At 48.9% G+C, this 24,374-nt stretch carries 23 protein-coding genes; 8 read left to right on the forward strand and 15 right to left on the reverse strand.

Features of this window, described 5'->3' with window-relative positions; genetic code table 11:
- Nucleotides 1-3: 3 nt before the first annotated feature.
- The 3 genes from CWC22_RS16230 to CWC22_RS16240 are packed head-to-tail and all read right to left on the reverse strand — an operon-like array spanning nucleotide 4 to nucleotide 3,309.
- Complete coding sequence (locus tag CWC22_RS16230) at nucleotides 4-1,350, reverse strand: N-acetylmuramoyl-L-alanine amidase (protein WP_125560767.1); 1,347 nt, start codon at nucleotides 1,348-1,350, stop codon at nucleotides 4-6.
- Nucleotides 1,343-1,807, reverse strand: a complete 465-nt coding sequence (tsaE, locus tag CWC22_RS16235) for a tRNA (adenosine(37)-N6)-threonylcarbamoyltransferase complex ATPase subunit type 1 TsaE (RefSeq protein ID WP_125560769.1) — start codon at nucleotides 1,805-1,807, stop codon at nucleotides 1,343-1,345. Before tsaE ends, CWC22_RS16230 begins: the two co-directional genes overlap by 8 nt.
- 8 nt (nucleotides 1,808-1,815) lie before the next feature.
- Entirely contained in the window at nucleotides 1,816-3,309 is a 1,494-nt protein-coding gene (locus tag CWC22_RS16240; RefSeq protein WP_138538724.1) for an NAD(P)H-hydrate dehydratase, read from the reverse strand.
- Between the two features lie 3 nt (nucleotides 3,310-3,312).
- On the opposite strand from CWC22_RS16240, the gene queG reads away from it, so the two are divergent.
- A complete protein-coding gene (gene queG, locus CWC22_RS16245; protein ID WP_138538723.1) occupies nucleotides 3,313-4,461 on the forward strand; it encodes a tRNA epoxyqueuosine(34) reductase QueG in 1,149 nt (382 codons plus the stop codon).
- Between the two features lie 97 nt (nucleotides 4,462-4,558).
- Here the strand turns inward: queG and CWC22_RS16250 are convergent, their stop codons facing one another.
- Both CWC22_RS16250 and CWC22_RS16255 read right to left on the reverse strand, forming a co-directional pair.
- A complete protein-coding gene (locus tag CWC22_RS16250; protein ID WP_125560775.1) occupies nucleotides 4,559-5,701 on the reverse strand; it encodes a response regulator in 1,143 nt (380 codons plus the stop codon).
- A 128-nt stretch (nucleotides 5,702-5,829) separates the two neighbouring features.
- Nucleotides 5,830-7,773, reverse strand: coding sequence for an ATP-binding protein (locus CWC22_RS16255; RefSeq protein ID WP_138538722.1), 1,944 nt, complete (start codon nucleotides 7,771-7,773; stop codon nucleotides 5,830-5,832).
- Nucleotides 7,774-7,967: 194 nt separating this feature from the next.
- On the opposite strand from CWC22_RS16255, the gene CWC22_RS16260 reads away from it, so the two are divergent.
- The 4 genes from CWC22_RS16260 to CWC22_RS16275 all read left to right on the forward strand — a co-directional run bounded on the left by CWC22_RS16260 (nucleotide 7,968) and on the right by CWC22_RS16275 (nucleotide 10,462).
- Nucleotides 7,968-8,534, forward strand: coding sequence for a glutathione peroxidase (locus CWC22_RS16260; RefSeq protein ID WP_138538721.1), 567 nt, complete (start codon nucleotides 7,968-7,970; stop codon nucleotides 8,532-8,534).
- Nucleotides 8,535-8,600: 66 nt separating this feature from the next.
- Nucleotides 8,601-8,882, forward strand: a complete 282-nt coding sequence (locus CWC22_RS16265) for a peptidylprolyl isomerase (protein ID WP_125560779.1) — start codon at nucleotides 8,601-8,603, stop codon at nucleotides 8,880-8,882.
- 452 nt (nucleotides 8,883-9,334) lie between these two features.
- Nucleotides 9,335-9,913, forward strand: coding sequence for a glutathione S-transferase family protein (locus tag CWC22_RS16270; RefSeq protein ID WP_125560781.1), 579 nt, complete (start codon nucleotides 9,335-9,337; stop codon nucleotides 9,911-9,913).
- 198 nt (nucleotides 9,914-10,111) lie between these two features.
- Complete coding sequence (locus CWC22_RS16275; RefSeq protein ID WP_010383956.1) at nucleotides 10,112-10,462, forward strand: DUF2750 domain-containing protein; 351 nt, start codon at nucleotides 10,112-10,114, stop codon at nucleotides 10,460-10,462.
- A 5-nt stretch (nucleotides 10,463-10,467) separates the two neighbouring features.
- On the opposite strand, the gene CWC22_RS16280 is transcribed toward CWC22_RS16275, so the two are convergent.
- From CWC22_RS16280 to ndk, 10 genes are all read right to left on the reverse strand, one after another.
- A complete protein-coding gene (locus tag CWC22_RS16280; protein ID WP_010383955.1) occupies nucleotides 10,468-10,851 on the reverse strand; it encodes a VOC family protein in 384 nt (127 codons plus the stop codon).
- A 127-nt stretch (nucleotides 10,852-10,978) separates the two neighbouring features.
- The gene (der, locus tag CWC22_RS16285; RefSeq protein WP_010383954.1) at nucleotides 10,979-12,451 is read right to left on the reverse strand and encodes a ribosome biogenesis GTPase Der; all 1,473 of its coding nucleotides are present in this window, start codon (nucleotides 12,449-12,451) and stop codon (nucleotides 10,979-10,981) included.
- A 74-nt stretch (nucleotides 12,452-12,525) separates the two neighbouring features.
- A complete protein-coding gene (gene bamB / locus CWC22_RS16290; RefSeq protein WP_125560788.1) occupies nucleotides 12,526-13,701 on the reverse strand; it encodes an outer membrane protein assembly factor BamB in 1,176 nt (391 codons plus the stop codon).
- A gap of 9 nt (nucleotides 13,702-13,710) precedes the next feature.
- Nucleotides 13,711-14,328, reverse strand: a complete 618-nt coding sequence (locus CWC22_RS16295; protein ID WP_125560790.1) for a YfgM family protein — start codon at nucleotides 14,326-14,328, stop codon at nucleotides 13,711-13,713.
- 74 nt (nucleotides 14,329-14,402) lie between these two features.
- Entirely contained in the window at nucleotides 14,403-15,680 is a 1,278-nt protein-coding gene (hisS, locus tag CWC22_RS16300) for a histidine--tRNA ligase (RefSeq protein WP_125560792.1), read from the reverse strand.
- Between the two features lie 133 nt (nucleotides 15,681-15,813).
- Nucleotides 15,814-16,932: a flavodoxin-dependent (E)-4-hydroxy-3-methylbut-2-enyl-diphosphate synthase gene (gene ispG / locus CWC22_RS16305; RefSeq protein ID WP_138538719.1), complete on the reverse strand. Its 1,119-nt coding sequence runs from the start codon at nucleotides 16,930-16,932 to the stop codon at nucleotides 15,814-15,816.
- A 5-nt stretch (nucleotides 16,933-16,937) separates the two neighbouring features.
- A complete protein-coding gene (locus CWC22_RS16310) occupies nucleotides 16,938-17,906 on the reverse strand; it encodes a RodZ domain-containing protein (RefSeq protein WP_138538718.1) in 969 nt (322 codons plus the stop codon).
- Nucleotides 17,903-19,594: a type IV pilus biogenesis/stability protein PilW gene (gene pilW, locus CWC22_RS16315; RefSeq protein WP_138538717.1), complete on the reverse strand. Its 1,692-nt coding sequence runs from the start codon at nucleotides 19,592-19,594 to the stop codon at nucleotides 17,903-17,905. The genes CWC22_RS16310 and pilW overlap by 4 nt, the downstream gene beginning before the upstream one ends.
- Nucleotides 19,595-19,729: 135 nt before the next feature.
- A complete protein-coding gene (locus CWC22_RS16320) occupies nucleotides 19,730-20,860 on the reverse strand; it encodes a bifunctional tRNA (adenosine(37)-C2)-methyltransferase TrmG/ribosomal RNA large subunit methyltransferase RlmN (RefSeq protein ID WP_010383939.1) in 1,131 nt (376 codons plus the stop codon).
- 188 nt (nucleotides 20,861-21,048) lie between these two features.
- A complete protein-coding gene (gene ndk, locus CWC22_RS16325; RefSeq protein ID WP_010383936.1) occupies nucleotides 21,049-21,480 on the reverse strand; it encodes a nucleoside-diphosphate kinase in 432 nt (143 codons plus the stop codon).
- A gap of 321 nt (nucleotides 21,481-21,801) precedes the next feature.
- Between ndk and yegQ the strand changes: the two genes are divergently transcribed.
- The 3 genes from yegQ to CWC22_RS16340 all read left to right on the forward strand — a co-directional run bounded on the left by yegQ (nucleotide 21,802) and on the right by CWC22_RS16340 (nucleotide 24,363).
- Nucleotides 21,802-23,160 carry a tRNA 5-hydroxyuridine modification protein YegQ gene (gene yegQ / locus CWC22_RS16330; protein ID WP_125560800.1) on the forward strand — a complete coding sequence of 453 codons (1,359 nt, stop codon included), beginning with the start codon at nucleotides 21,802-21,804 and terminating at the stop codon, nucleotides 23,158-23,160.
- Between the two features lie 24 nt (nucleotides 23,161-23,184).
- The gene (locus CWC22_RS16335) at nucleotides 23,185-23,436 is read left to right on the forward strand and encodes a YfhL family 4Fe-4S dicluster ferredoxin (RefSeq protein ID WP_010383933.1); all 252 of its coding nucleotides are present in this window, start codon (nucleotides 23,185-23,187) and stop codon (nucleotides 23,434-23,436) included.
- Nucleotides 23,437-23,619: 183 nt separating this feature from the next.
- Nucleotides 23,620-24,363 (forward strand): EAL domain-containing protein, encoded by a 744-nt coding sequence (locus tag CWC22_RS16340; protein ID WP_138538716.1) that lies wholly within the window; start codon nucleotides 23,620-23,622, stop codon nucleotides 24,361-24,363.
- The last annotated feature ends 11 nt before the right edge of the window (nucleotides 24,364-24,374 follow it).

Below are 24,374 nucleotides of genomic sequence, written 5' to 3' on the forward strand. Positions count from 1 at the left end.
AGTTTACGCCTTCGGAATGGTCAGTACCTGACCTATATACAAGGTATTCTTAGTCAAGCGATTTGCCTTTTTAAGCGCTGACACCGTTGTGCCATAACGCGCGGCCAGCACACTCAGTGATTCTCCCCGTTGTACCTTATGGCGCAGCGGCTTATTGTTTTTCAGGCTCGCAAACAAGGTGTTGTCCGGCGGATTTTGCTGATAGTAACGCTTAATTGACTTAAATATCGCGTTTGCAAGGCGTTGCTGGTGATAGCTGGTTTTGAGCTGCTTTTCTTCCTGTGGGTTGGAAATAAATCCGGTTTCGACCAAAATTGAGGGTATATCCGGTGACTTCAGCACCCCAAAATTTGCCGCCTGAGGGCGTTTTTTATGTAACTTAGTAACCTTCTTCAGCTCACCAACGACCTCTTCGGCCACCTTAAAACCGGTTTTCATCGAATGATCCATCGACATATCTAGCAGTGCTTTCGCCAGGTACTTTTCGTTGGCAGTGTCTTTAATCACATCCGCAGCTCCCCCTAACAACTGAGAGTGCTTTTCTTTGTCTTCCAGCCATTTACCCACTTCAGAATTGGCGCGGCGTAACGATAGGATCCATACCGACGCACCTCTCGGCTCTGGACGCGAAAACGCATCGGCGTGAATAGACACAAAAAAGTCTGCCTGACGCTCTCTGGCCCGTGCAGTACGTGTGTTCAGCTTAATATAATAATCACCCGTGCGGGTCAGACGCGCCTGCATGCCCGGCTCCTTATCGATCAGGCGAGCAAGTCGTTTGGCAATTGGCAATGTAACGTTTTTTTCATAGGTGCCAGCAGGTCCAATGGAACCGGGGTCTTCCCCACCATGCCCGGCATCAATGGCTATAATGATATCTCTGTCTTTCGCCAGCTCGCGCTTCTTACTTTGCGTGGATTTACTGGCATAAAGGCTCTTTTGCTGACCATACAGGTCCACCACCAGACGATCTTTATACGGTCCGGTAGGCGCAAGCGCAAAAATGACGGGTTTGGCAGCCCGGCTTAACTCCATCACCACTCGGGTACTGTTGCGACTCTTTGCCTGACTGTAGCGAAGTTTTTGAACAATCTTGTGTTCTTTAGGCAAGGTAGGCAGTTGCTTGAGCTTACTGGTATTTTCCAGATCGATCACCAGTCGTAGCGGGTTTTTCAGCATAAAGTAGCTGTATTCTGGTTTTTCAGACAAATCAAACACAACGCGCGTGCTTTCGGGTGAAGGCCAGACACGCACACCGTTGATTTTGTTTTTTGCCTGCGCAGCACTGGCGAGTAATAACACGCTCAGCGCAAACAGGGTAAAGCTAATTCTTATTATCGCACTACGCATATCGACTTATAGCTTCAGCAAGCTGCTTTCCTCGTTCTGTATGTGGCCTTAATACCGCACGGCGCCCTGCACCATGATAGGCCAAATCAATGTCCATATCTGCTGTTGGGATCACGCCTGCGCCTTTTTCAGGCCACTCGACAATGCACACAGCGTGCGGTGCAAAATAATCCCGGATCCCCATAAACTCAAGCTCTTCAGGGTCCCCCAAACGATACAAGTCAAAGTGATAAATACTGATCTCACCCAACTCATACGGTTCAACTAAGGTATAGGTCGGGCTTTTTACATTCCCCTGATGGCCCAGCCCCTGCACAATACCACGTGTCAGTGTTGTTTTGCCGGCGCCCAAATCACCATGCAAATAGAATACCGCCCCCGAATCAATCAATGTGGCCAGCTGGCTTCCCAGGGCAATGGTTGCGGCTTCATCAGCCAGATCAATTTCTAATGTCATATCGACACTCATCCGATAATACCTCTAATATGGACAAATAAATCGCTTGCCAGCAACCCATGCGCGCCGTCATGTGCCGCTTTTTCAGCCGCAAGACCATGAATATACACCGCTAACATAGCCGCATCAAATTTACTCAGGCCCTGCGCTAACAAAGCCGCAATTATACCAGATAATACATCGCCCATCCCAGCACTGGCCATGGCAGCACATCCCGAGCGATTGATATTTATTCGCTTTGCCTGCTGAACCAAAGTCCCAGGCCCCTTGAGTACCACACAGGCCAGATAATGCTGAACAAGTGCATTACTCATATCGAAGCGACTAAGGGTTTTAGCGTCTGTTGTAACGGCAGTGCTGAGTCTCATTGCCTCTCCCCAATGCGGGGTCAAAATCGCATTTTGCCACTGCATAGGCTGGCTCGCCAGTAAATTCAGCCCATCGGCGTCGACAACAACATGTTGCTCACACGAGCGTACAGCCTCGAATAGCGCCTGTGCCCATTCTGACTGACCTAACCCTGGGCCAATCACCAGCGTATCGGCCTTGTCCAGCAAAGGCGTCAACTCTTGGGCGTTTGCAACACCATGCACCATAAGTTCATAACGGCCTTGCAGGACCATGGCCTGATTGTCCGGGTGTGTTGCCACACTCACCAGGCCTGCGCCAGCGCGTAAACAGGCTTCGGCAGCCAAACGTATCGCGCCAGCCATCCCCGGACCGCCGCCAATCAATAAAACGTGACCACAGCGGTTTTTATACGTATCAATGGACCGCACAGGGCGCTTTGCCAGTAACGTTTCTGCACTAAAGTAATGGCTTGAGGGACATACCAATTGAGCAAACTCTTGACCTACCCCTAACGGTGCCAGATACACACTGCCGGTATGGCGCTTGGCTGAACCACTTAATAGCCCTTGCTTTAACGCAATGAAAGTCATCGTGGCATCAGCAATAAAGGCATCACAGGCAACTTCGCTGGTTGAGCCATTGACACCGCTGGGGATATCAACGGCAAGCCGGTGTGCCGAGCTCTGAGCAAAGCGTCGAAATACCGCAGCAACGTTCTCGGGCAACTGACCACGAAAGCCACTGCCAAAGACAGCATCGACGATTAAACCCGGCGCACTGCCTGGCTGCATGCTATCCAGCACAACACCGCCACTGCTCAGATAATCCCGGTACGCCTCGTACGCATCACCCTGAAGTTGCTGCGGATCGAACAAGGCCAGCACTTCAGCCCTCATACCTGCCTGATGACACAAACGCGCAAGAACATAACCATCGCCCCCGTTATTGCCCTTGCCCGTGAGAATTAATATTGGGCCACTCGGTGCCAGGCTACTGACGTAATCAAATAAGGCAGCCCCCGCGCGCTGCATCAAGGCACTTAATGTGGTGCCCGCAAGACGCGCGGCTTCGGCTTCATTCGTTTGTACCGCTTGGGCCGTATAGGCAACTTGTGGTAAATTAGTCAGGTATTTTGCTTGTGATATAGACATTCCGTGACAACCACTACTCATTCTTCTGTTGATATTAACTATACTGAACTTGCGCAAAAAATTAAGCTTTGGGGCAAAGAACTTGGCTTTGCTGAAGTCGGCATTACCGACATAGACCTCAGCGAGCATGAAGCGCAGCTACAGCGTTGGCTTGATAATGGCTATCATGGCGAGATGGAATACATGGCAGCACATGGTATGAAGCGTGCCCGCCCTGCAGAGCTTGTGCCAGGCACTCAAAGAGTGGTCTCGGTGAAAATGAACTACCTGCCACCCGATGCCAGTTTCGCCCGCGCGCTCAACAATAAACAAACCGCCTACATCAGTCGTTATGCACTGGGCCGGGACTATCACAAAGTGATCCGCAACCGATTAAAGAAACTCGGCCAGCGCATTGAACAGGACGTCGGTCAGTTTGGCTTTCGTCCCTTTGTCGATTCAGCGCCAGTGCTGGAGCGACAGTTGGCAGAAAAAGCCGGACTCGGCTGGCGTGGCAAAAACAGCTTGCTGATCCACAAACAAGCCGGCTCGTGGTTTTTTCTTGGTGAGCTGTTCGTGGATTTGCCCCTGCCAGTTGATAACAATCCTCAGGAAGAAGGCTGTGGCAAGTGCAACGCCTGTATCACACTTTGCCCGACCGGAGCCATTGTAGAACCTTATGTAGTAGATGCCCGCAAATGTATTTCTTACCTGACAATAGAATTACAGGGTCCGATCCCCGAACAATACCGCCCACTGTTGGGCAACCGGGTATACGGCTGTGACGACTGTCAGCTGGTGTGTCCGTGGAACCGCTACGGCCAGCTTACCGATGAGCAGGATTTTCATCCCCGTCAGCAACTCAAAGATCAGGAGCTGCTGACACTTTTTCAGTGGGACGAAGCAACTTTTCTAAAAAACACTGAAGGCAGCCCCATTCGCCGTATTGGCCATGAACGCTGGCTACGGAACTTAGCCGTTGGATTAGGCAATGCAGAGCCTGACGAACAGATAATCCAGGTACTTGAAGCACGCCTGGAGTCGGCCTCAGATCTTGTCAAAGAGCATATAACTTGGGCCCTGGCACAACAGCGCACCAAACGCACCGAGCAACAGCGTAAAAACGCCCGGCTGATCCGGATCATCGAAAAAGGCCTGCCTCGGGACGCTTAATCATGTGAATCAACATTGGCCTCCTGCTGTGTTTTTAACCGCAATTACACCTCAAAGATTGCGGTGACAACACGTATCCAGCTATTCAGCTATTCAGCTATTCAGCATGCTTTCCTGCAGAGCTGAGTAATGACAAATCGCTTTCAATTTCAGTAAACGCTTCGCGCACCTGCATAATCGCTTCTTCCCTGGCAATTGAACCCTGAATGGCTTCGTCGACATGCTGATAAATGAATACTTCCTGATCCTCATCCAACCCCATGGTTGGGATCCGCTGCTCAAACACCTCCTGAAGACGGCGAAAGATGGATTCATTCTGAGAGCGGTTGTTGTTGAGCAAAGCCAACAATCCGGTGAACTTACTGTGGATCATAGAAATAGCATCATTGAGCTCAGCTTGCTGAGACAGCAACTGCTTACGGGTCAGAATCGCCAGCAATTGCTGCTCAGTCACACTGGCGATAAAACAAATATGATCTCTGAGCCGACCGTGTTTGTCCGCGTCTTCTGAGGGCATGTTCAGGATCAGCACACTCACCAGATTGTAGTTCACCAGGATCCGGCTGGTAAACTCATGCAAACGGCCCTTCGAACGCAATATTTCAAACAACTCCAGCACAATTGGGGAACACAGTCCCGCAGTGGCAAAATGATGACGCTGCTCATCGACCCGAAACTCAATATTGCAGCTTAACCCTAAATTACTGAGGCACTGGATCAGAGCCTTTGCTAACGCCTGAATGTCATCAATGACACCGATCTGTTCAATGTAACTGACGATAAATCCCATTTCACTGCTGGTCGCCATGGCATTGAACGCCGTGGAAGTTGCGTCTTCGACCTGCTGCTCCAGGATATCACGCTCCAGCAACATCTGCCCTAAATTAAGCAACTTGGCTTTTAATTCACTGTGGCCAAACGGCTTAACGATGTAATCCTCCGCACCAACTGCGTAGCCTTCCATGCGCTCTTCAACCGATCCTCGTGCCGACACAAACATCACAATGATGTTCTGCGTTTCCAGATTAGCTTTGATCTTCTTACATACCTCATACCCATTCATCTGCGGCATGCTGACATCCAGCAATACGACCTGAGGCGCGAAATCCTCAATAACATCCAGGCATTCCTGCCCACTGGTTACAGTCAGTAATTCAAAGTCGAGGTCTTCAAGTATTTCTTCGATGATTTCGAGGTTGAAAGGTTCGTCATCCACCGCCAGGATTCGTTGCAATGCCATTTCTCAGTTCCTTTTCCGTTGCCAAAGCACCATCATCTGCAAACACACCTTCAAACGTGAGAAATGTCCCGCAATGACAGCTTTAATTTAGTTATAGACAGTGATCACCCATGGCGCTAGTGATCCCTCTAAATTGGCAGCTCAATATGAATACAAGCGCCCTGTTCCGGGTTGTTTTCAGCATAAATACAGCCTTTATGCAGCAATACAAATTCTTTGCAAATGGCCAATCCCAATCCGGTTCCGCCAGCCCCACTGTTAGTTTTACTGCTTTGGGCAAACTTATCGAATATATGCTCCAGTTCATCTTCAGGTATGCCAACGCCCTTGTCCCGCACCAAAATATGGACATATCCCGCGTTAAGCGTAACCGTGACGGTCACTTCGCTATGCTCAGGGCTGAACTTCAGCGCGTTACCCAACAAGTTTCTCATCACCTGGGTCAGCTGCTCAGCATCACAACACAGCACAATGTTATCCTCTTGTACTTGAAGCTCGATGTGAATATGCCGCGCCATCGCCAGACCCGACACATCTTCTTTTGCGGTGTGTATTAAAGTGAGCAGATTGTGCGGTGCAGGGTTAAAGGGAAAACGACCAGCATCCAATTTAGACAAGTCGAGCAGATTGTTCAGCAGTAACAACAGGCGTTCGCCACTGGTCTCGATCCGTGACAGGTATTTCTCCAACTTGTTCACCGGTACCTCACCACATGCCAACTTATCAATCCCAAAGCGCGCGAAACTCAAAATGGAGTGCATGGGGGTCCGGAGTTCGTGGGACATATTGGCAAGAAACTCAGATTTGCTGATATTCGCCGCTTCCGCGGCTTCTTTAGCCGCCTGGAGTTGTGCCGTGCGCGCCTGAACCTCTACCTCCAGTACTTCTTTAGCCTCCTCAAGTAGTTGCTGTTTGCGTTTCAATTGGGCAACGTTCTTAAAAATCGCAGCCAAGGCAATTTCACCGTGATGGTCAATCTCAATAAATGTCCCCATCAAGGGAATGCTTGGCCCATCTTTTTGCGGTAACACCAGCTCACAATTAAAATGCCGCAATACACCACCATTATTGATGGCTTCTTTTAATGCGGTGACAGAGGCAGGTTCAAACAGGTCAAAAATGGAATGTTGTTGAAGCTGATCTCCCGGTAGTCGCAGTAAAGAAGTGCAACCATCATTGGCCTCAATCACAAAACCATCGAGATTAAACAACATGATGGGATCGGGTGTGTGCTTATAAATCACCCGTAATAAACTATCTCGCTCAATGAGGGCGTCGACCGTATCCTGCAACCGTTCAACCAACTCTTGGTTATGGCGACGTAACAACTCGCTTTGCCAGAGTTTGTGCAGCGACTGCAACAACGCTCCCTCATCAATGGGTTTAGTTAATACATCTTCAACGCCCTGACGGATGGCTTCCATCATATCCACCTGATTTTGCCGCGAGGTCATCAACAGGCAGCGTGCATCACGGTGGATCTGTCGTACCTTCTTGAAGACATCCAGACCACTCCCCTGCGCCAGGTTGAAATCACAAATCAATAAGTCAATATCATGGGTGGTTGCCTGTTGCATTGCCTCAGTAATGCAGTGTGCAGTTACGACTGTCAGTTGCGCGCCACGCAGGCTGGCCGTCAAACGCCTCAGACGGTCTTCTCGATGATCCACCAGTAGGATTTTCGGTAGTTCAAGTCGGTCATGATCACCCGTTTCAAGCACCCGTTCAAGCAAACCCGTGATTTCTTTATTGCCAAAAAATGGGTAGATCACGATGGCATTGCACAGCATTCGATTTAAGCGGCTGAATGCATCAACATGCTCAGAGTTTTCTGGCTTGGGCGCGAGCAAGATTAGACGGTCGTGATCTTTTAACGCAGACAAGGCATCAAAGGTGCTATCCGGCAGTCCATGGGCAATGGCGACAACATGATACGCAAAGAAATCCTGAACCTTGTGCAACATCTGAAAATGTAAATGCACCACCTCACAGCCCAATAATTCAAATAATACCTTCAGTCTCATAGCCAGCACACTGCTGCTATCGATAATTAATACCTTGTTGTTTTCCATAACTAAATCCTGCTGTGGTAAACCAATTTACGGCGTTACTTGTTGTAACCGCTAGCATTCAGTTTAGTCAAAAATCGCTAATCCGAAATGCACGCAGGTTGAATCGCAACGCGCAGCGGTTACACTGTGAACTGACCACGTTCGTGCCACGTATACTCAGGCATTGAGTTTAAAACCGTTTCAGGGAGCCCCCGATGATAAAACCACTATTGATATCCATGGCACTGCTTGCCAGCAACGGCGCGTATGCCAGCGAGACACCAAATTTCACCAAAAGTAAGGCCTGTGATGATTTTACCGGCTATGAATTCAGAAAACTCAGATCAAAAGACACCGTCGACTTATGCGCTTTTGAGGGGAAACCATTATTAGTCGTCAATACCGCCAGTAACTGTGGGTTTACAGGTCAGTTCGATGGCCTGGAAAAACTGCACAAAGCTTATGCCGACAAAGGTCTGGTGGTACTAGGGTTTCCGTCTGACGACTTCTTTCAGGAAGAAAACGACGAAAAAGATACGGCTGAGGTCTGCTTTATCAACTACGGCGTCACCTTTACTATGATGGCAACAGGTGCCGTGCGCGGCGACGATGCCAACCCGGTGTTTCAACACTTAGGCGAACAAAGCGGTGCGCCCATGTGGAATTTCTACAAATATCTAATCTCGGCTGATCGCAAAACAATCCAGCAGTTCAATAGCCGCACCAAACCGATGTCAGAGCCTATGATAGCGGCCATCGAAAAAGAACTTGATCTTAAATAATGCGCTTTAAATCTAAGTATATTAGAATAATGTATGAGCAATAATTAACCCATCCATGGAGAGATAATGACACTAGCCAGCGCAAGACACATATTAGTCGATAACGAAGCTCAATGCCTTGAACTTAAGCAACGTATTGCAGCAGGTGAAGACTTTGCCGAGATCGCAAAACAATATTCCAGTTGCCCGTCTGGACAGGATGGGGGTGAGCTGGGTGAGTTCGGACCTGGCATGATGGTACCTGAGTTCGACAAAGTGGTATTTTCAGCACCACTCAATGAGGTGCAGGGACCGGTTCAGACGCAGTTTGGTTATCACCTGCTTGAAGTCACCAGCCGGGTCGATTAAACCACGTTTGCTACTGGCAGTATGTCTCTGTCGGTAGCTTTGCCTATGACCTCTCGGATCTATCCAGCCCCGTTCCTACCTATTTTTAATACCAATCCACATCATTCTTGAGACGAGTAAATCTCGGCGATAACGAGGTAAAAATTTCGCTATTTAATTGTTCTAAATGAGGAATATTTAACACTGTTATCAGCAGATTTAATACCAATTTGCTTAATTAAGTGATCTATTTTGAGGCGAGAAAATAGGGTCGATAACAAGGCAAAAATTTTGCTATTTAGTTGTTCTAAATGAGAAATTTTTAACGCTGTTAGCGTCCTATTTGCTCCTTCAATTAGACCAGGTATTAAGTGAAATTGGTATAATCTCTCCAAGTGGTTATGTATTAATGTGGATTGCTTTAAGTAATGCTATAGTCATTGCGCATCTAACCACAACATAAGGATTGAGTGATGATCTTATATGGCTCGGATACATCTCCGTATGTCAGGCGCATCCGCATTTATTGTCTTCGCCACGACATTACCCTGGACTATCGCAAACTGGACATCTTTAGTGAGGAAGGCAGGGCTATCCTTCACCAGCACAATCCGGCACGTAAACTGCCGTTTCTGCTTGCTGACGATCAGGCGGTCCTGGATTCCAACGTCATTGCCCGTTACCTGCAACAAAAGTTTTCTTTGCCTCATCTCAATTGGGCACAGGAAAACCTGCTCACTATCATCAATGCCTGCAACGATTCACTGGTAGAGCTATTGCTTTGCCAGCGTTCAGAATTTGATACTCAGGATGACAAGCTGTTTTTTAACCTGCAGCGTGGGCGCATCGCTGAAACCTTGCGCGTACTGGATCAAAGCTGTCATGAAACTGTATTTTTAAACTGCGAGTATCTTCAGATCAGTTTATACTGCCTGCTGGATTGGATCCGCTTCAGAAACTTGTTCGACTTAACGCCGTACACCGCTCTGGAGCAGTTTTATGACCAATGGCAGCCTCAAGATGAGGCACGTCTTACAGATCCCAGAGCATAATACCAATTTGCTTAATTAAGGGTTCTATTTTGAGGCGAGAAAATAGGGTCGATAACAAGGCAAAAATTTGCGAACTCGTACCTTAGGTCAAGGTTCTAAATGAGAAATTTTTAACGCCGTTAGCGTCGTATTTGCTCCTTTAAATTGAACAGATATTAAGTGAAATTGGTATAAGCTCGATAACTATGGAAATACACCATGAGTGACATCGAATTAGAATCGGAAGTAGTCAATTTTGTCGTGACAGCGAAAGAGCAAGAGCAAGTTTGGGCACTAGGCTCAGATGACGGCGGCCTGGTTGTGGTTGACTCAAATCAGTTTGAAGAGTCGGACGTATTGCTACTATGGGATAATGAAGAGAACGCTCAGGCACAGTGCCGTGACGAGTGGGCAGACTTTAAACCCATTGCCATCGCGCTGGATGAATTGCTTGACGAATGGATTGAAGATTTACGCGACGATAACGCCCTGCTGGGTCTTAACTGGAATGATGACAACGTGTGTACAGAGATCGAGCCGGTTGGTCTGGCCCGTGCTCTGTCAGAATAAGCACTTTATTCTACGCTGATCAGCGCCACTAAGGTGCCTTCAATTGAGCGCACATACGCCTGTGTGTGCTCCCCCTTTAAAGTCGGCGGCGACAACGGCTCTGCGCCCGCTGCCACGGCTTTATCATAGCTCTTTGCGACATTCTCACACCCCAAAGTTAACTCAAAGCCCAGCGCTGGCTGCTTAGGTTGGCTGCGAATGTAGCTTTGTTTAAATTGCGCCTGTGCAACCGGGTGCGTAGCAAAAGCGAGTAACACCTGTCCGGTGTCCAGTTCTCCATAGTCTCCGTCCTCGCTGAGACCACAGGCACTGAGCCCAAAGGCCTGATAGTAAAAATCCAGTACCTCTTCAACACTGTCGACGTAGATCACGGTTTTCAGAAACTGCATGGCTAAATTTCAAGCTAAATAAATATAAATAAAGCATATTTTTCGTTCAGCGTAAACCGATTTAGGATCCGGGCAGAGTTGAGACGAGCAATAAAAAAGGCGCCGTAGGCGCCCTCTTATCAAGCAATTACTGCTTATTCTTTTGTTCTTTCGTAAATGCCCTGAGTTTTCGCTTCTGCGACAGGGTCATTTTGTTGGTACGGCCAGAGTACGGGTTATCCCCTTCACGGAACTCGATCTTAATCGGCGTTCCCATGATATTTAGCGCCTTACGATAGTAATTCATCAGATAGCGCTTATAACTGTCAGGTAAGTCATGCACCTGGTTACCATGGATCACAATACGCGGCGGATTATAACCACCGGCATGGGCATATTTCAGCTTAACCCTGCGACCACGTACCAAAGGAGGCTGGTGATCGGCCTGCGCCATATCCATGATACGTCTTAGCATAGCTGTACTAACACGCTTGGTTGCCGATTCATAGGCTTCTTCAACAGATTCAAACAGGTGGCCAACCCCGGTGCCATGCAGCGCCGAAATGAAGTGCAGACGGGCAAAATCAATAAAGCCAAGGCGACGATCCAGTTCAGACTTAATACGCTCTTTCACGTAGTCATCCAGACCATCCCATTTATTCACTGCGATCACCAAAGAACGACCCGCATTCAGGGCAAAGCCTAGCAGACTGAGGTCCTGATCTGAGATACCATCTCGTGCATCGATCACTAACAGAATGACATTGGCATCTTCAATGGCTTTTAGCGTTTTAATCACTGAAAACTTTTCGACCACATCGCTCACTTTCTTGCGCTTACGGACACCTGCGGTATCTATCAGCACATAGTCACGCTCATTGCGGGTCATCGGGATATAGATTGAGTCACGCGTCGTGCCCGGCATATCGTACACAATTACACGTTCCTCACCGAGGATACGATTAGTTAGTGTTGACTTACCCACATTGGGGCGGCCGATGATCGCCAGTTTTATGGGTTTGTCTTCAAAACCCGTTTTACCCTCTTCCGGCGCTTCTTCCCCTTCCAGGTAAAGCTCAGTCAGCAGCTCATCGTCCTGCTCAATTTCATCTTCCTCTGAGGCCAGCTCTGCAATCACCGGACCCAAAGTCGCTTCGAGTAGCTGTGTAACACCACGGCCGTGTGCAGCAGCAATGTGATACACCTCACCCAGCGCTAACTGGTAAAACTCAGCACAGTTAGAGTCTGCGTCGATGCCGTCTGTTTTATTGGCCACGACAAAGCTTTTTTTCTGTTGCTTACGCAAATGTTGTGCAATGGCCTGGTCCGCAGCAGTCATACCTGCACGGGCGTCGACCAGAAACAGCACCACATCAGCCTCTTCAATAGCCAGCAAAGACTGCTCTGCCATTTCCGTTTCGATGCCTTCTTCACTGCCATCAATACCGCCGGTATCGACCACGATAAACTCATAGCCATCATAATTTGCCTGGCCATATTTACGGTCACGTGTCAGGCCCGGAAAGTCCGCCACTAACGCATCACGCGTGCGAGTCAGACGGTTAAATAAAGTGGATTTCCCCACATTGGGTCGCCCGACGAGAGCGATCACAGGAAGCATAGACTACCTCTTTTAAAAACAACAAAAGGCTTCGCACCGCGAAGCCTTACTTCTATTCATTCAGCATATGGTGGTTACGGAATTTTTACCGCACTGACTTCACCATCGCGGGTGTACAAGATCAAGGTATCATCTACCACAATAGGCTCGACAAAAAAACCTGAACTATCAAACTCTTCACGAGAAACCAGTTGACCTGTTTGTTTATCCAGCCAATGCAGATTACCTTCCTGATCACCCACCACCAGATAATTCCCAGCCACTGCTGGCGTCGTCAGATACCAACCACGTAACGCTGATTGGCTCCAACGCTCAATGCCCGACTCTCTATCTAGAGCATAGAGTACGCCTTCGCTATCTACCAAATAAATGGTATTCAGCTCAATACTGAGGTCACGGTAACTGCTGTACTCACGATCCCAAAGCACATTGCCGTTACGCACGTCCAATGCGGCCAGTTTACCATTGTAGGCGATGGTATACACGGTACTACCAACGACTACAGGCTTAGTGTCCACGTCAACCAAGCGCTCAAACTCAGAAGCACCTTTTGCCAGAGCAATGTCCGTACTCCAGGCCATGAAGCCATTCTCAGCAATCAGCACCGATAACTTGCCGCTTTCTTCACCAACCAACACGCCACCATTTGCTGACGTAGGTGAACTCAGACCACGTAATGTCAGAGCCGGCACTTCTTGTTCAAACTGCCAGCGCTCCTCGCCAGTATCCGGGTGTAACGCCAGAAGTTTTCCTGAGCCAAGGTTAACGTAAACCAAACCATCTCCGGCAGCTGGGGTAGAAAGCGCCTCTCCCGGCACCGCCTTACGCCAAACGACTTCACCGGTTTCACGGTCTAAAGCAATCACTTCACCATGCTCAGAGCCAATATACAGCTTACCGTAGGCCTGCAAAATACCACCTGAAAGCTTAGCTGTGTCATCGTCTTCCCACGGCCAAAAAGCCGGGTTTTCACGCGTATCAACTTCCCACAGCGTATCGCCGCTGCTGCTATCTAGCGCTGCAACCAGACCATTTCGTTCTGCTACGTAAACCGTACTTTGATAAAAGGTGGGTGTCAGACGCGAGAAATAATGCTCAACGCCATCGCCAATAGATTCCTGCCAGACAACGTCGGTTTCAAACTGGTTTACAATTTCAGGTAACACCAGTTCCTCTTCATCATCACTTGAGGAGCATCCCAGCAATGACGCCATACATAGCGCCAATGAGGCCATAGTCAACTTCTTCATGGCGACTCCTTACAGTGCTGCTGTGCTAGCCAGATCGTCCAGTTTGATTTGTAGCAGTGGGTTATTGTCACTGCCACCGGCAGTCACTGCTTTTTGATACTCATCACGCGCAGCCTCTTTCTTGCCTTGCGCTAGCAGTACATCACCTTTCACCTCGGCTACCTGAGCAGCAAAGCTCTCTGGCATCGGGTTGCCAAGCGTTGCCAGCGCCGCACTATAATCTTCACGAGCAGCCTGTACTCGAGCCAGACGCAGATAAGCGGTCGCTTTTAATTCTGGTGATTTAACTGTGTTTGCAGCGAAGCTCAGCTTCTCTTGTGCAACCTCCAGTTTGCCTTGTTCAACGGCTTCTTTTGCCGCCACAAACGCAGCCAGTACCGCATAGCTCGACTCACCATTCGTTGCTAAAAAGTCATCGCTTTTGGTCAGAACGTCACCACTATCAACCAACTGGTTATAGGCTTCAGAACCTGCTTCTGCGGTGTCAATTTGATGCTGGTTATATGCTTTCCAACCATACAGACCACCCAGGCCCAGCACTGCGCCAATGATCAAAGATGTTCCATTTTCACGGAAAAATCGTTTTATTGCTTCGGCTTGTTGTTCTTCTGTTGAATAAATTTCCATTCTGACCTCTTTATTAATAGCGTAAAGCCAGTCCCTTTTCAGATAACTGGCCTGACTTTACTGCGCCTGGGCGCTTAATCCACTAACGCCGACAACAGGCTTTTTGCCTCTGCCAGTGTCAGGGTAACTTGTTCTTTGTGTTCACGGAGATACTTAACTGTCACCTTACCTTCGGCCAATTCATCTTCGCCAAAAATCAGGGCAACTTGTGCATCGCTCTTATCCGCACGTTTCAGTTGTTTTTTGAAGTTGCCGCCACCGGCATTGACCAGTACGCGCAAGCCCGGGATTTCACTGCGTAGTTGTTGCGCAATGACCGGCGCCTGAATGCCAGCTTGTTCGCCCATCGCTGCAACAAACACATCGGCATTACGGCGTAATGTGCCAATACGCTCGAGCTCTTGTAACATCAGTACAAGACGCTCCATGCCCATAGCAAAGCCTACAGCCGGCGTCGCTTTACCACCAACCTGCTCTACCAACCCATCATAACGCCCACCGGCACACACAGTACCTTGAGCGCCTAAGCTGTCCGTTACCCATTCGAATACGGTGCGGTTATAATAATCCAGGCCGCGTACCAGTTTTTCATTAACTTGGTATTCGACGCCAGCAGCGTCTAAACGTTCACATAAATTTGCAAAATGTTCACGCGACTCTTCGTCCAGATATTCAGACAGTTTTGGCGCGTTAACCAAAATGGCCTGCACGTCTGGGTTTTTACTGTCCAACACACGTAACGGATTGCTATGCATGCGGCGCTTTGAATCTTCATCCAGATCCGCTTCGTGCTGTTCAAGAAACGCAATCAAGGCATCACGATAGGTTGCGCGTGCTTCATTTGAGCCCAGAGAGTTGAGTTCCAGGCGAACAAATTCACTGATACCAAACTGCTGCCACAGGCGCGCCGTCATCAGGATCACTTCGGCGTCCATATCGGCACTTGCCACACCAAAGGTTTCTACCCCAAACTGATGGAACTGGCGGTAACGGCCCTTTTGCGGACGCTCGTGACGAAACATAGGTCCCATGTACCACAAACGCTGCTCCTGGTTATACAGTAAGCCATTCTGGTTACCGGCCCGCACACAAACCGCGGTGCCTTCAGGACGCAAGGTCAGGAGATCGCCATTACGATCTTCGAAGGTATACATTTCTTTTTCAACGATGTCGGTGACTTCACCAATTGAGCGCTTGAATAACTCGGTGGATTCCACGATAGGAAAGCGGATCTCCTGGTATCCAAAAGATGCCACTGTGTCACGTAAGATAGATTCTACCTTCTGCCAGACTTGCGTATCACCCGGCAGACAATCGTTCATACCTCGAATTGCCTGAATTTGTTTTGCCACTGAAAATCCTAGTAATCTAATTTTTTACACGAAACGGCTGGCCAAGCCCAATGACTTAGCCAGATCTGATAAACCCGCTATTATACCCAGCTCGGCTAAAACGTAAACGCTTAGTTTACCGGGTCTGCCACGCTTACTCGACTATCTTGACGTCGATTTTGGGTTCACTTTGTTGTTTTTCAACATAGCTGCGTACCTGCTCTTCCAGCTGTTCAACGATGTGATCGTTGTCGATACGCAATTTTTGACGCTCACCATTGATGTATAAGCCCGAACGGCGGTTTGCCCCAGCCAGACCCAGATCGCTCACCAAAGCTTCACCTGGACCATTTACCACACAACCAATCACAGAAACCGAAATTGGGGCTGTGATGTCTTCCAGGCGCTCTTCCAGTTGATTCATTGTGTTGACCACATCAAACTCCTGACGAGAGCAGCTTGGACAGGCAATAAAGTTAATCCCGCGCGAACGAATACGCAGCGACTTAAGAATATCAAAGCCCACTTTGACTTCCTGAACAGGATCGGCAGCCAGGGATACCCGCAGCGTATCACCAATGCCCTCTGCCAGTAGCATACCCAAGCCAACGGCTGATTTAACCGAACCGGCACGCATCCCTCCGGCTTCGGTGATCCCCAGGTGCAGTGGTTGATCAATTTCTTTGGCTAACAGGCGATATGCCCCAACCGCCAAGAAAACATCCGACGCTTTCACCGAGACCTTAAACTGTTCAAAATCGAGTCTCTGTAAGATCTCAACATGACGCATCGCTGACTCAAGCAGGGCTTCTGGTGTAGGTTCGCCATATTTCTCCTGCAGATCACGCTCCAGCGAGCCCCCATTCACTCCGATACGGATCGGGATGTTCTTTTCACGTGCAGCATCGACTACCGCACGAATACGCTCTTCATTGCCGATGTTGCCTGGGTTGATACGCAAGCAATCTACACCATATTCAGCCACTTTCAGGGCGATACGATAATCAAAATGAATGTCGGCTACCAGCGGTATCTCGGACTGTTCTTTGATACTCTTAAACGCTTCTGCGGCTTCCATGGTTGGAACAGACACCCGCACGATGTCCGCGCCGGCATCAGCAATCGCCCGGATCTGAGCCACAGTGGCATCCACGTCCAGGGTATTGGTGTTGGTCATCGACTGTACGGCGATAGGTGCGCCGTCCCCGATGGGCACATTTCCCACATTAATACGCGTAGATTTTCTACGTTTGATCGGTGATTCTGAAAACATGACGATTACTCTGCTAACGGTAAATTAAATTTGGCTAAACGATTACGCGGCAGGCCGGAAATATCCACCGCAGCGCCATCAAGCGTGATGCTCACGGCCTGGTGTTTGCCCAGAACGACGGAAAACGGGGCCTGTCCACTGACGGTCATGGTATACCCGGCTTTCTTAACACCAAAGGCAACTCGCTCCTGACTGGCATCGAAGATCTCTACCCAGCTGTCTTCTTTAAACACCATCACAATGGTGTTCTGAACAAGCTCTGGCTGAGGGTTGGTTGCGGGCGCAGCTTGCACCTCAGCAACTTCATTGTTTTGTGCAATTGGCCTCGCTTCTGACTCTGATTGCGTAGCCATCTCAGGTGACTCTGACGCAGGTTCAGAGGTCATATCCTGGGTCGGTTTTTCGGCCTCAATGGTTATTTCGAGCTGGTTATCAGGGCCCACTGTGTCAGGCTCATCTGCCACGGTTTGCCCTGCACTTTGCTCGTTATTTTGCCCATCACCTGAAACAACATTGGCCTGAGGTATGTCACGCGCATCGCCCGGTGTGATTTCGCTCTGTGAACTGCTGTTTTGCCAGAACCAAATCGCTGAGCTGCCCACGACCAGAATTAAGACCGCATAACTGAACCACATCAGACGGTTGTCATGCGCTTCTTTCTCCGTGCGGCGAGAGAAGCTCTTCATTTTGCCTTTTTGCTCAGGTACAACTGGAGACTGGTACAACTTCAGTGTTTCCTGCGCATCCAGGCCCAGTAAATGACAGTAACTTTTGATGTAGCCCCGTACAAAAGTTTCCGGGCCCAAATTCTGATAGTCATCCTGCTCTAATTTGTTGATCTGAGTTTCACTGAGCTTCAGCCGTGTGGTGATCTCTTCATAGCTGACACCCCTGTCATGTCTGGCTTTGGCCAACGTTTGTCCAAGCGACAGTAAATCGCTGCTATTTTCTGTGTCTAATTCTGCTTCGTTCATAAGGTATAGTTGTCTGGATCCACGATTAAGAGATGCCGTCCTGGTTGTAAGACAATATCCGGGGTCAATTTATTCCACCGCATCAGGTCGTCAATCTGGAGATTATATTCTATTGCAATGTCGAACAATGACTGCCCCTGGCCTATGGTGTGTACGATCTTCGGATCGTTCAAATACACCACCTGACCAATCGACAGCTGGTCCGACTCACGTAAATTATTCCACGCCATCAGCTTTTCTAACTTCAGGTTATACTTCACTGAGACACTAAAGAGATTCTCCCCCAATCTAATGATGTGCTGAGGAATGCTAGGGAGCATCAGATCAGTATTCAGCAGACCACCAACAACACGGCCTTGTACATTCTCTGTCACAGGCTCTGCGGGAAGTTGCGCAAGCCAGCTATCTGCGGGCTTATCATTTAATACGGCCGCGTCCCTGGTGCGTGCAGAAGGCGCTGAAAAGGCAATATCAGTCGGATCAGGCTCATAAAATACCACCTGCCCTCTTGTATCTGATGCCACTAAATTAACTGTGTCAGCAGCCTTATCAGGTACCCTCTGAGCCGTTACTGTATCCCGCGCGGGTGAATTCTGAGTGAACTGCTGTGTACGCAACGAACGGGCTGGTGCCGGAGCCAGTTGCTGAGTCGGTTCAGGGACAACTGACGCAAGCGCAAGTTGCTGAGTCGGTTCAGGGACAACTGACGCAAGCGCAAGTTGCTGAGGCCGAGGGCTGACATGTTCTACTTTATGACGCACCTTGATTTTGGGTTCAGCCACCAAATGCGTTGGCGACTTATGGGTAATTTTTGTCAACTGAGCCTGACGATATTGCTCTTCCAGGCGCTCAAACTCGCTGTCTTTAAGGCGTTGCTGGAGCACCAGTGCCGCCTGAGGAGAATCCGGATAAGTTTGTAACAGCAAGGTTGCGGTTTCTTCTGCTTGTTGCAAATGGCCTTTGCGCACTTCCAGTAAATGAGACAGCAATAACCCACGCGCAGAGACAAACCCACGGTCGCCATATACCTTCAGTACTTCCTCTGCGCGATGCAGCTCACTTTTCGCATAGTGTAAGCCGGCCATCAATAGCAAAGTCGACGGACGCTGCCCATTGTGTTTTTCAGCACTGCTCAGATACTCCAGTGCCAGCTCGAAGTTATCCTGACGCAATGCACACATCGCGAGGTTTTCGTAACTTTGCGCAACACGGATATAGCTTGGTATTTCAATGGCTTTGAGCAGCTGCTCAGTCGCTGCATCATATTTGCCGATACGACACAGGAAAGTACCGTAATTATTGAGCGTGTTAGGGTCTTTAGGGGCAAGTATCAGGGCTTTCTGATAGGCCTGCTCGGCGCGCGCATTCTCCCCTACCTGCTCGTAATAATAGGCCAGTGAGTAGTGTGCTTCGGGCAATTGCGGCGCCAATGTCAGCGCCCGTTCGAGATTGAACTTAGCCTGGGTATTATTGCCATTCGCCAGATATTGTAGCGCCAGTGAAATACGCGTTTTAGCAGCATCTTCACGGCTCGCCTTACTCTGCACAACCGGCTTATCGCTGTTGGCATAACGCGTTTCGGTCACACAACCACTGAGTGTCATGCCCAGTATCAACAGCAACCCGGTACGGGCAATCTGAGCACGCTTTGAGACCTCAAAGGAGAAGCTTTTTACCAATGAAAACATAGCTGAACTAAACACTTTAGTTAAAAGCGCGCATTGACAAGTCACAATTGGCGCAAGGCCGCAGGCATAGCTCACCAGAGCGCTGTTGATCTATGCCCATATATTACCCGAATGCGTTCGAGTTTCACCCTTTTTTTAGCCAACCTTCACAGCTATGGCGTTGTCTTCCAGCTGCTTTTTCTTCGCAAGACGCTTGGTTCTGTCGACCACATCACCAACCAGCTGACCACAAGCGGCATCGATATCATCACCACGGGTGCGGCGGACAATACAGGTTAAGCCGGCTGCCTGAAGTACCTTAGAGAAACGGTCGATTCGGCTGTTACTAGAACGCCCATACTCATTGCCCGGGAACGGGTTGAATGGGATCAGGTTAATTTTAGATGGAGTGCCTTTTAACACCTGAACTAATTCATGGGCATGATCTGTGCTGTCGTTCACGCCCTGCAACATAACGTACTCAATGGTAACGTCTTTATTGGCTTTCGAACCATCAATGTAACGACGACAGGCCGCCAGAAACTCTTCAATTGGGTACTTTTTATTGATCGGCACCAACTCATCGCGCAGCGGGTTATTTGGCGCATGCAGAGAAATCGCCAACGCCACATCAATTTTTTCTTTCAGAATATCCAGCGCTGGTACCACACCCGATGTACTCAGAGTGACACGACGCTTAGACAAACCAAATGCCCAGTCATCCATCATCAGTTCCATGGCAGGCACTACATTGTTGATGTTGAGCAGCGGTTCACCCATGCCCATCATCACTACATTGGTGATCGGGCGCTTAGTACTGTCGCCATCGTGCAAACCGATGTCTTTGGCCACCCGCCACACCTGGCCAATGATCTCACTGACCTTGAGGTTACGGTTAAAACCCTGCTGTGCCGTTGAGCAGAAGGTACACTCTAGTGCACAGCCAACCTGAGACGACACACACAAAGTGGCACGGTCTTTTTCCGGGATCCACACAGTCTCCACTTCCTGTCCGCCATCCAGTACAAGCGCGTACTTAATGGTGCCATCGCTGGCTTGCTGGCGTACCGAGATCTCAGGTGCTCGGATCTCACATTCTGCCTGCAATTTGGCGCGCAGCTTTTTGTTAATGTTGCTCATGTCATCGAAGTTATCGATGCCGAAGTGGTAAATCCATTTCATGACCTGATCGGCGCGAAACGGTTTTTCACCGTATGATGCAAACAACTCGCGCATCCCCTCGCGATTTAAATCAAGTAAGTTAATTTTTTTCTCAGTCGTAGTCATGAAACAACCCCAGATCAGATGACGGCCAGTGCAAATTTAATAAAGCGCTAAATTGTACAAAATTCAATCAGCGCTTTCAAATCTGAATACTTTGCTAAGCCCGCTACATATTGCATTCAGGCTTAGTAAAATACATCAGGGACGAAAAAAGGGCGCTAAGGCCCTTCTTTCATGTCACAGTGCCCGAATTAACGAGTACGTGCGCACAGCTCTTCTTCAGTGAAGAAGTAAGCGATTTCACGTGCAGCAGACTCTGGAGCGTCTGAACCGTGTACCGCATTTTCGTCGATGCTGTCAGCGTAATCAGCACGTAGCGTACCCGCTAGCGCTTCAGCTGGGTTAGTAGCACCCATGATTTCGCGGTTTTTACGGATTGCATCTTCACCTTCAAGTACCTGAACCATTACAGGACCAGACGTCATGAACTCAACCAAAGCACCGAAGAAAGGACGCTCTTTGTGCTCAGCGTAGAAACCTTCCGCTTTCTCTTGAGAAAGGTGGATCATTTTAGCTGCAACGATCTTCAGACCAGCAGACTCGAAACGGTTGTAGATTGCACCGATGTGGTTTTTAGCTACCGCATCAGGCTTAACGATTGAAAAAGTACGCTCTAAAGCCATCTTTTTTGCTCCAAAATGAAATTAATGAATTTATACGGGCGCGAATTATACGCGTTTTAGATGTAAAAACCTACTATTTCCGTCCCGCTTTGATTTTGTGTGAAACGCAACCTGCCATTACAGCATCTGATTCAGCTATCCCGCAGATCCGGGAAAACCTGATCCAGGTCAAATCATTCTGACAAACCTTGCCCTATACTGCGCCGCTTTTTGATTTAACCCAATTGTCCAAGTATTTGTACTACTTGAAGTACAGGCAAAACTGGCGATTGATTTACCCCAACAGCTGACCCGTAATCAGTTCAATGTATGAGGTTTGAGATGTTTGTACCTGAGCTCCTTTCACCCGCAGGTAGTTTAAAGAATATGCGTTACGCTTTTGCGTATGGTGCCGATGCCGTTTATGCCGGCCAGCCACGCTATAGCCTGCGCGTGCGTAACAATGAATTCGATCTGGCCAATCTCGAAATTGGCATCAACGAAGCCCACCAGCAAAATAAAAAGCTGTATGTGGTGTCTAACATTGCCCCGCATAACGGCAAGGTGAAAACCTACCTGCGTGATATTGAGCCCGTCATTGCCATGCAACCGGATGCACTGATCATGTCAGATCCCGGACTCATTATGCTGGTACGTGAAAAATGGCCCGACATGCCCATCCATTTGTCCGTTCAGGCCAACGCTGTTAACTATGCCGCCGTACAATTCTGGGCAAAACAAGGGATCGAGCGCGTGATCCTGTCACGGGAACTGTCACTGGAAGAAATTGCCGAAATCCGCACTTTGTGCCCGAATACCGAATTAGAAGTGTTCGTACATGGTGCACTGTGCATGGCTTACTCCGGGCGCTGTCTGCTGTCAGGCTACATCAATAAACGCGACCCAAACCAGGGCACCTGTACCAATGCCTGTCGCTGGAGTTACGATGTTAAGCCTGGACAAGAAACGGCAACGGGCGATGTAGTGCATAAAATTGACCCTCAGCAGGTGATCCCAACCCTGGGAGACGGACAGCCCACTGATCAGGTGTTTATGCTAGAAGAGCAAGGTCGTCCGGGAGAATATATGCCAGCATTTGAAGATGAGCATGGCACTTATATCATGAATTCTAAGGATCTACGTGCCGTACAATATGTTGACCAGCTGACCAAGATGGGGGTGCACAGTCTGAAAATAGAGGGCCGTACTAAATCTTTTTACTATGTTGCCAGAACCGCGCAGGTGTATCGTCGTGCCATTGACGATGCCGTCGCTGGCAAACCTTTCGATCCTTCACTAATGCGTACACTGGAAAATCTGGCACACCGGGGTTATACCGAAGGCTTCCTGAAACGCCACGCGCACCAGGAATACCAAAACTACGACTATGGCCACTCCGTGTCGGATCAACAGCAGTTTGTTGGTGAGATTTTGGGCCGTCACGACAATGGTCTGGTGGAAATTGACGTCAAAAACAAATTCTGTACCGGTCACAGCCTGGAGCTCATGACACCCCAGGGCAATATCAGCTTTACTCTGGAGCACATGGAAAACAAAAAAGGCGAGCTGATCAGCGATGCCAAGGGCTCTGGTCACATAGTTAAAATTCCACTGCCTGAAGACATTGACCTCAATCATGCCATTTTGATGCGTAATCTGGGTGCTCAGGAAGACACCCGTAACCCGTTTAAAAAAGCCTGAGCTGGTCAAAACGGAGCGTGAACAATGGCGTTACTGATCAACAGTAAATGTATTAACTGCGATATGTGTGACCCGGAATGTCCTAACCAGGCCATTTATATGGGTGAAAAAATCTACCAGATAGACCCGGAAAAATGTACCGAATGTGTTGGGCACTACGACCAGCCAACCTGTGTGAGCGTCTGTCCGATAGATTGTATTAAGCCCGACCCTGCACATCGCGAAAGCCTCGATACCCTGGCCGAGAAGTACCTTAAGCTTACCGGTCAGAGCTGAACCCAGAAAAAGCGCCCGACGGCGCTTTTTCTTTTACCAACCTCAATTATTAGCCGCAGATAGTAAACTCATACAGCAATATCCACCGTATTACAGTGTGATTAATTGAGTACCGTTCGATTGCAAAACCCAAGGGCTGTGCCAGACTTGCTTAAATATCCGACTCTTAAACAAGGAGCTTTTATGCCTGGCTGCAAAACATGTCGTTGCCATACCGATTATCACATGGATATTACCATGGCGATGCAACCAATTGTGGACCTGCGCAACCGACAAGTTTACGCCTATGAAGCCCTGGTCAGAGGGGCACAGGGACAGTCAGCCGGGCAAGTGCTATCCCAGGTAACGGAAGACAGTAAGTATTATTTCGATCAACTGTGCCGCACAACCGCCATTGAGATGATGGCCAAACTCAGCGATACCGCCAAACTGTCTATCAACTTTTTACCCAACGCCATTTATGACCCCCAAACCTGTTTGCGCAAAACACTCGAAGCCGCCGAAAAATTCAATCTCGCAAAAGAACGCATTATTTTCGAAGTATCGGAGCAAGAGCACCTTACCGATCCTGACAAGCTCATCGATATTGCCAACACCTACAATAAAAATGGCTTCAAAATTGCGCTGGACGATTTTGGGGCCGGTTACGCCGGCATTGAAGTATTGCATCGTTTTCAACCCGATATTATCAAACTCGATATTGCGCTGATCAATGGGATAGCAAAGGACCCGGTTAAGCAGGCCATTGTAGACGGTGTGTGCCTGATGGCGCGCCGGTTGAATATCGACTTAGTGGTAGAAGGCGTTGAAACCGAAGACGATTATAGGTGCCTGTGCGATTTAGGCGTTTACCTGATGCAGGGTTATTTATTTGCCAAGCCAGTGGTTGCTAGTTTGCCCCAACCGAGCTTTCCCACATCGCCGTAATACGCTGCAAG

It is taken from the genome of Pseudoalteromonas rubra, from assembly GCF_005886805.2.
GTDB classification, from domain to species: Bacteria; Pseudomonadota; Gammaproteobacteria; order Enterobacterales; family Alteromonadaceae; genus Pseudoalteromonas; species Pseudoalteromonas rubra_D.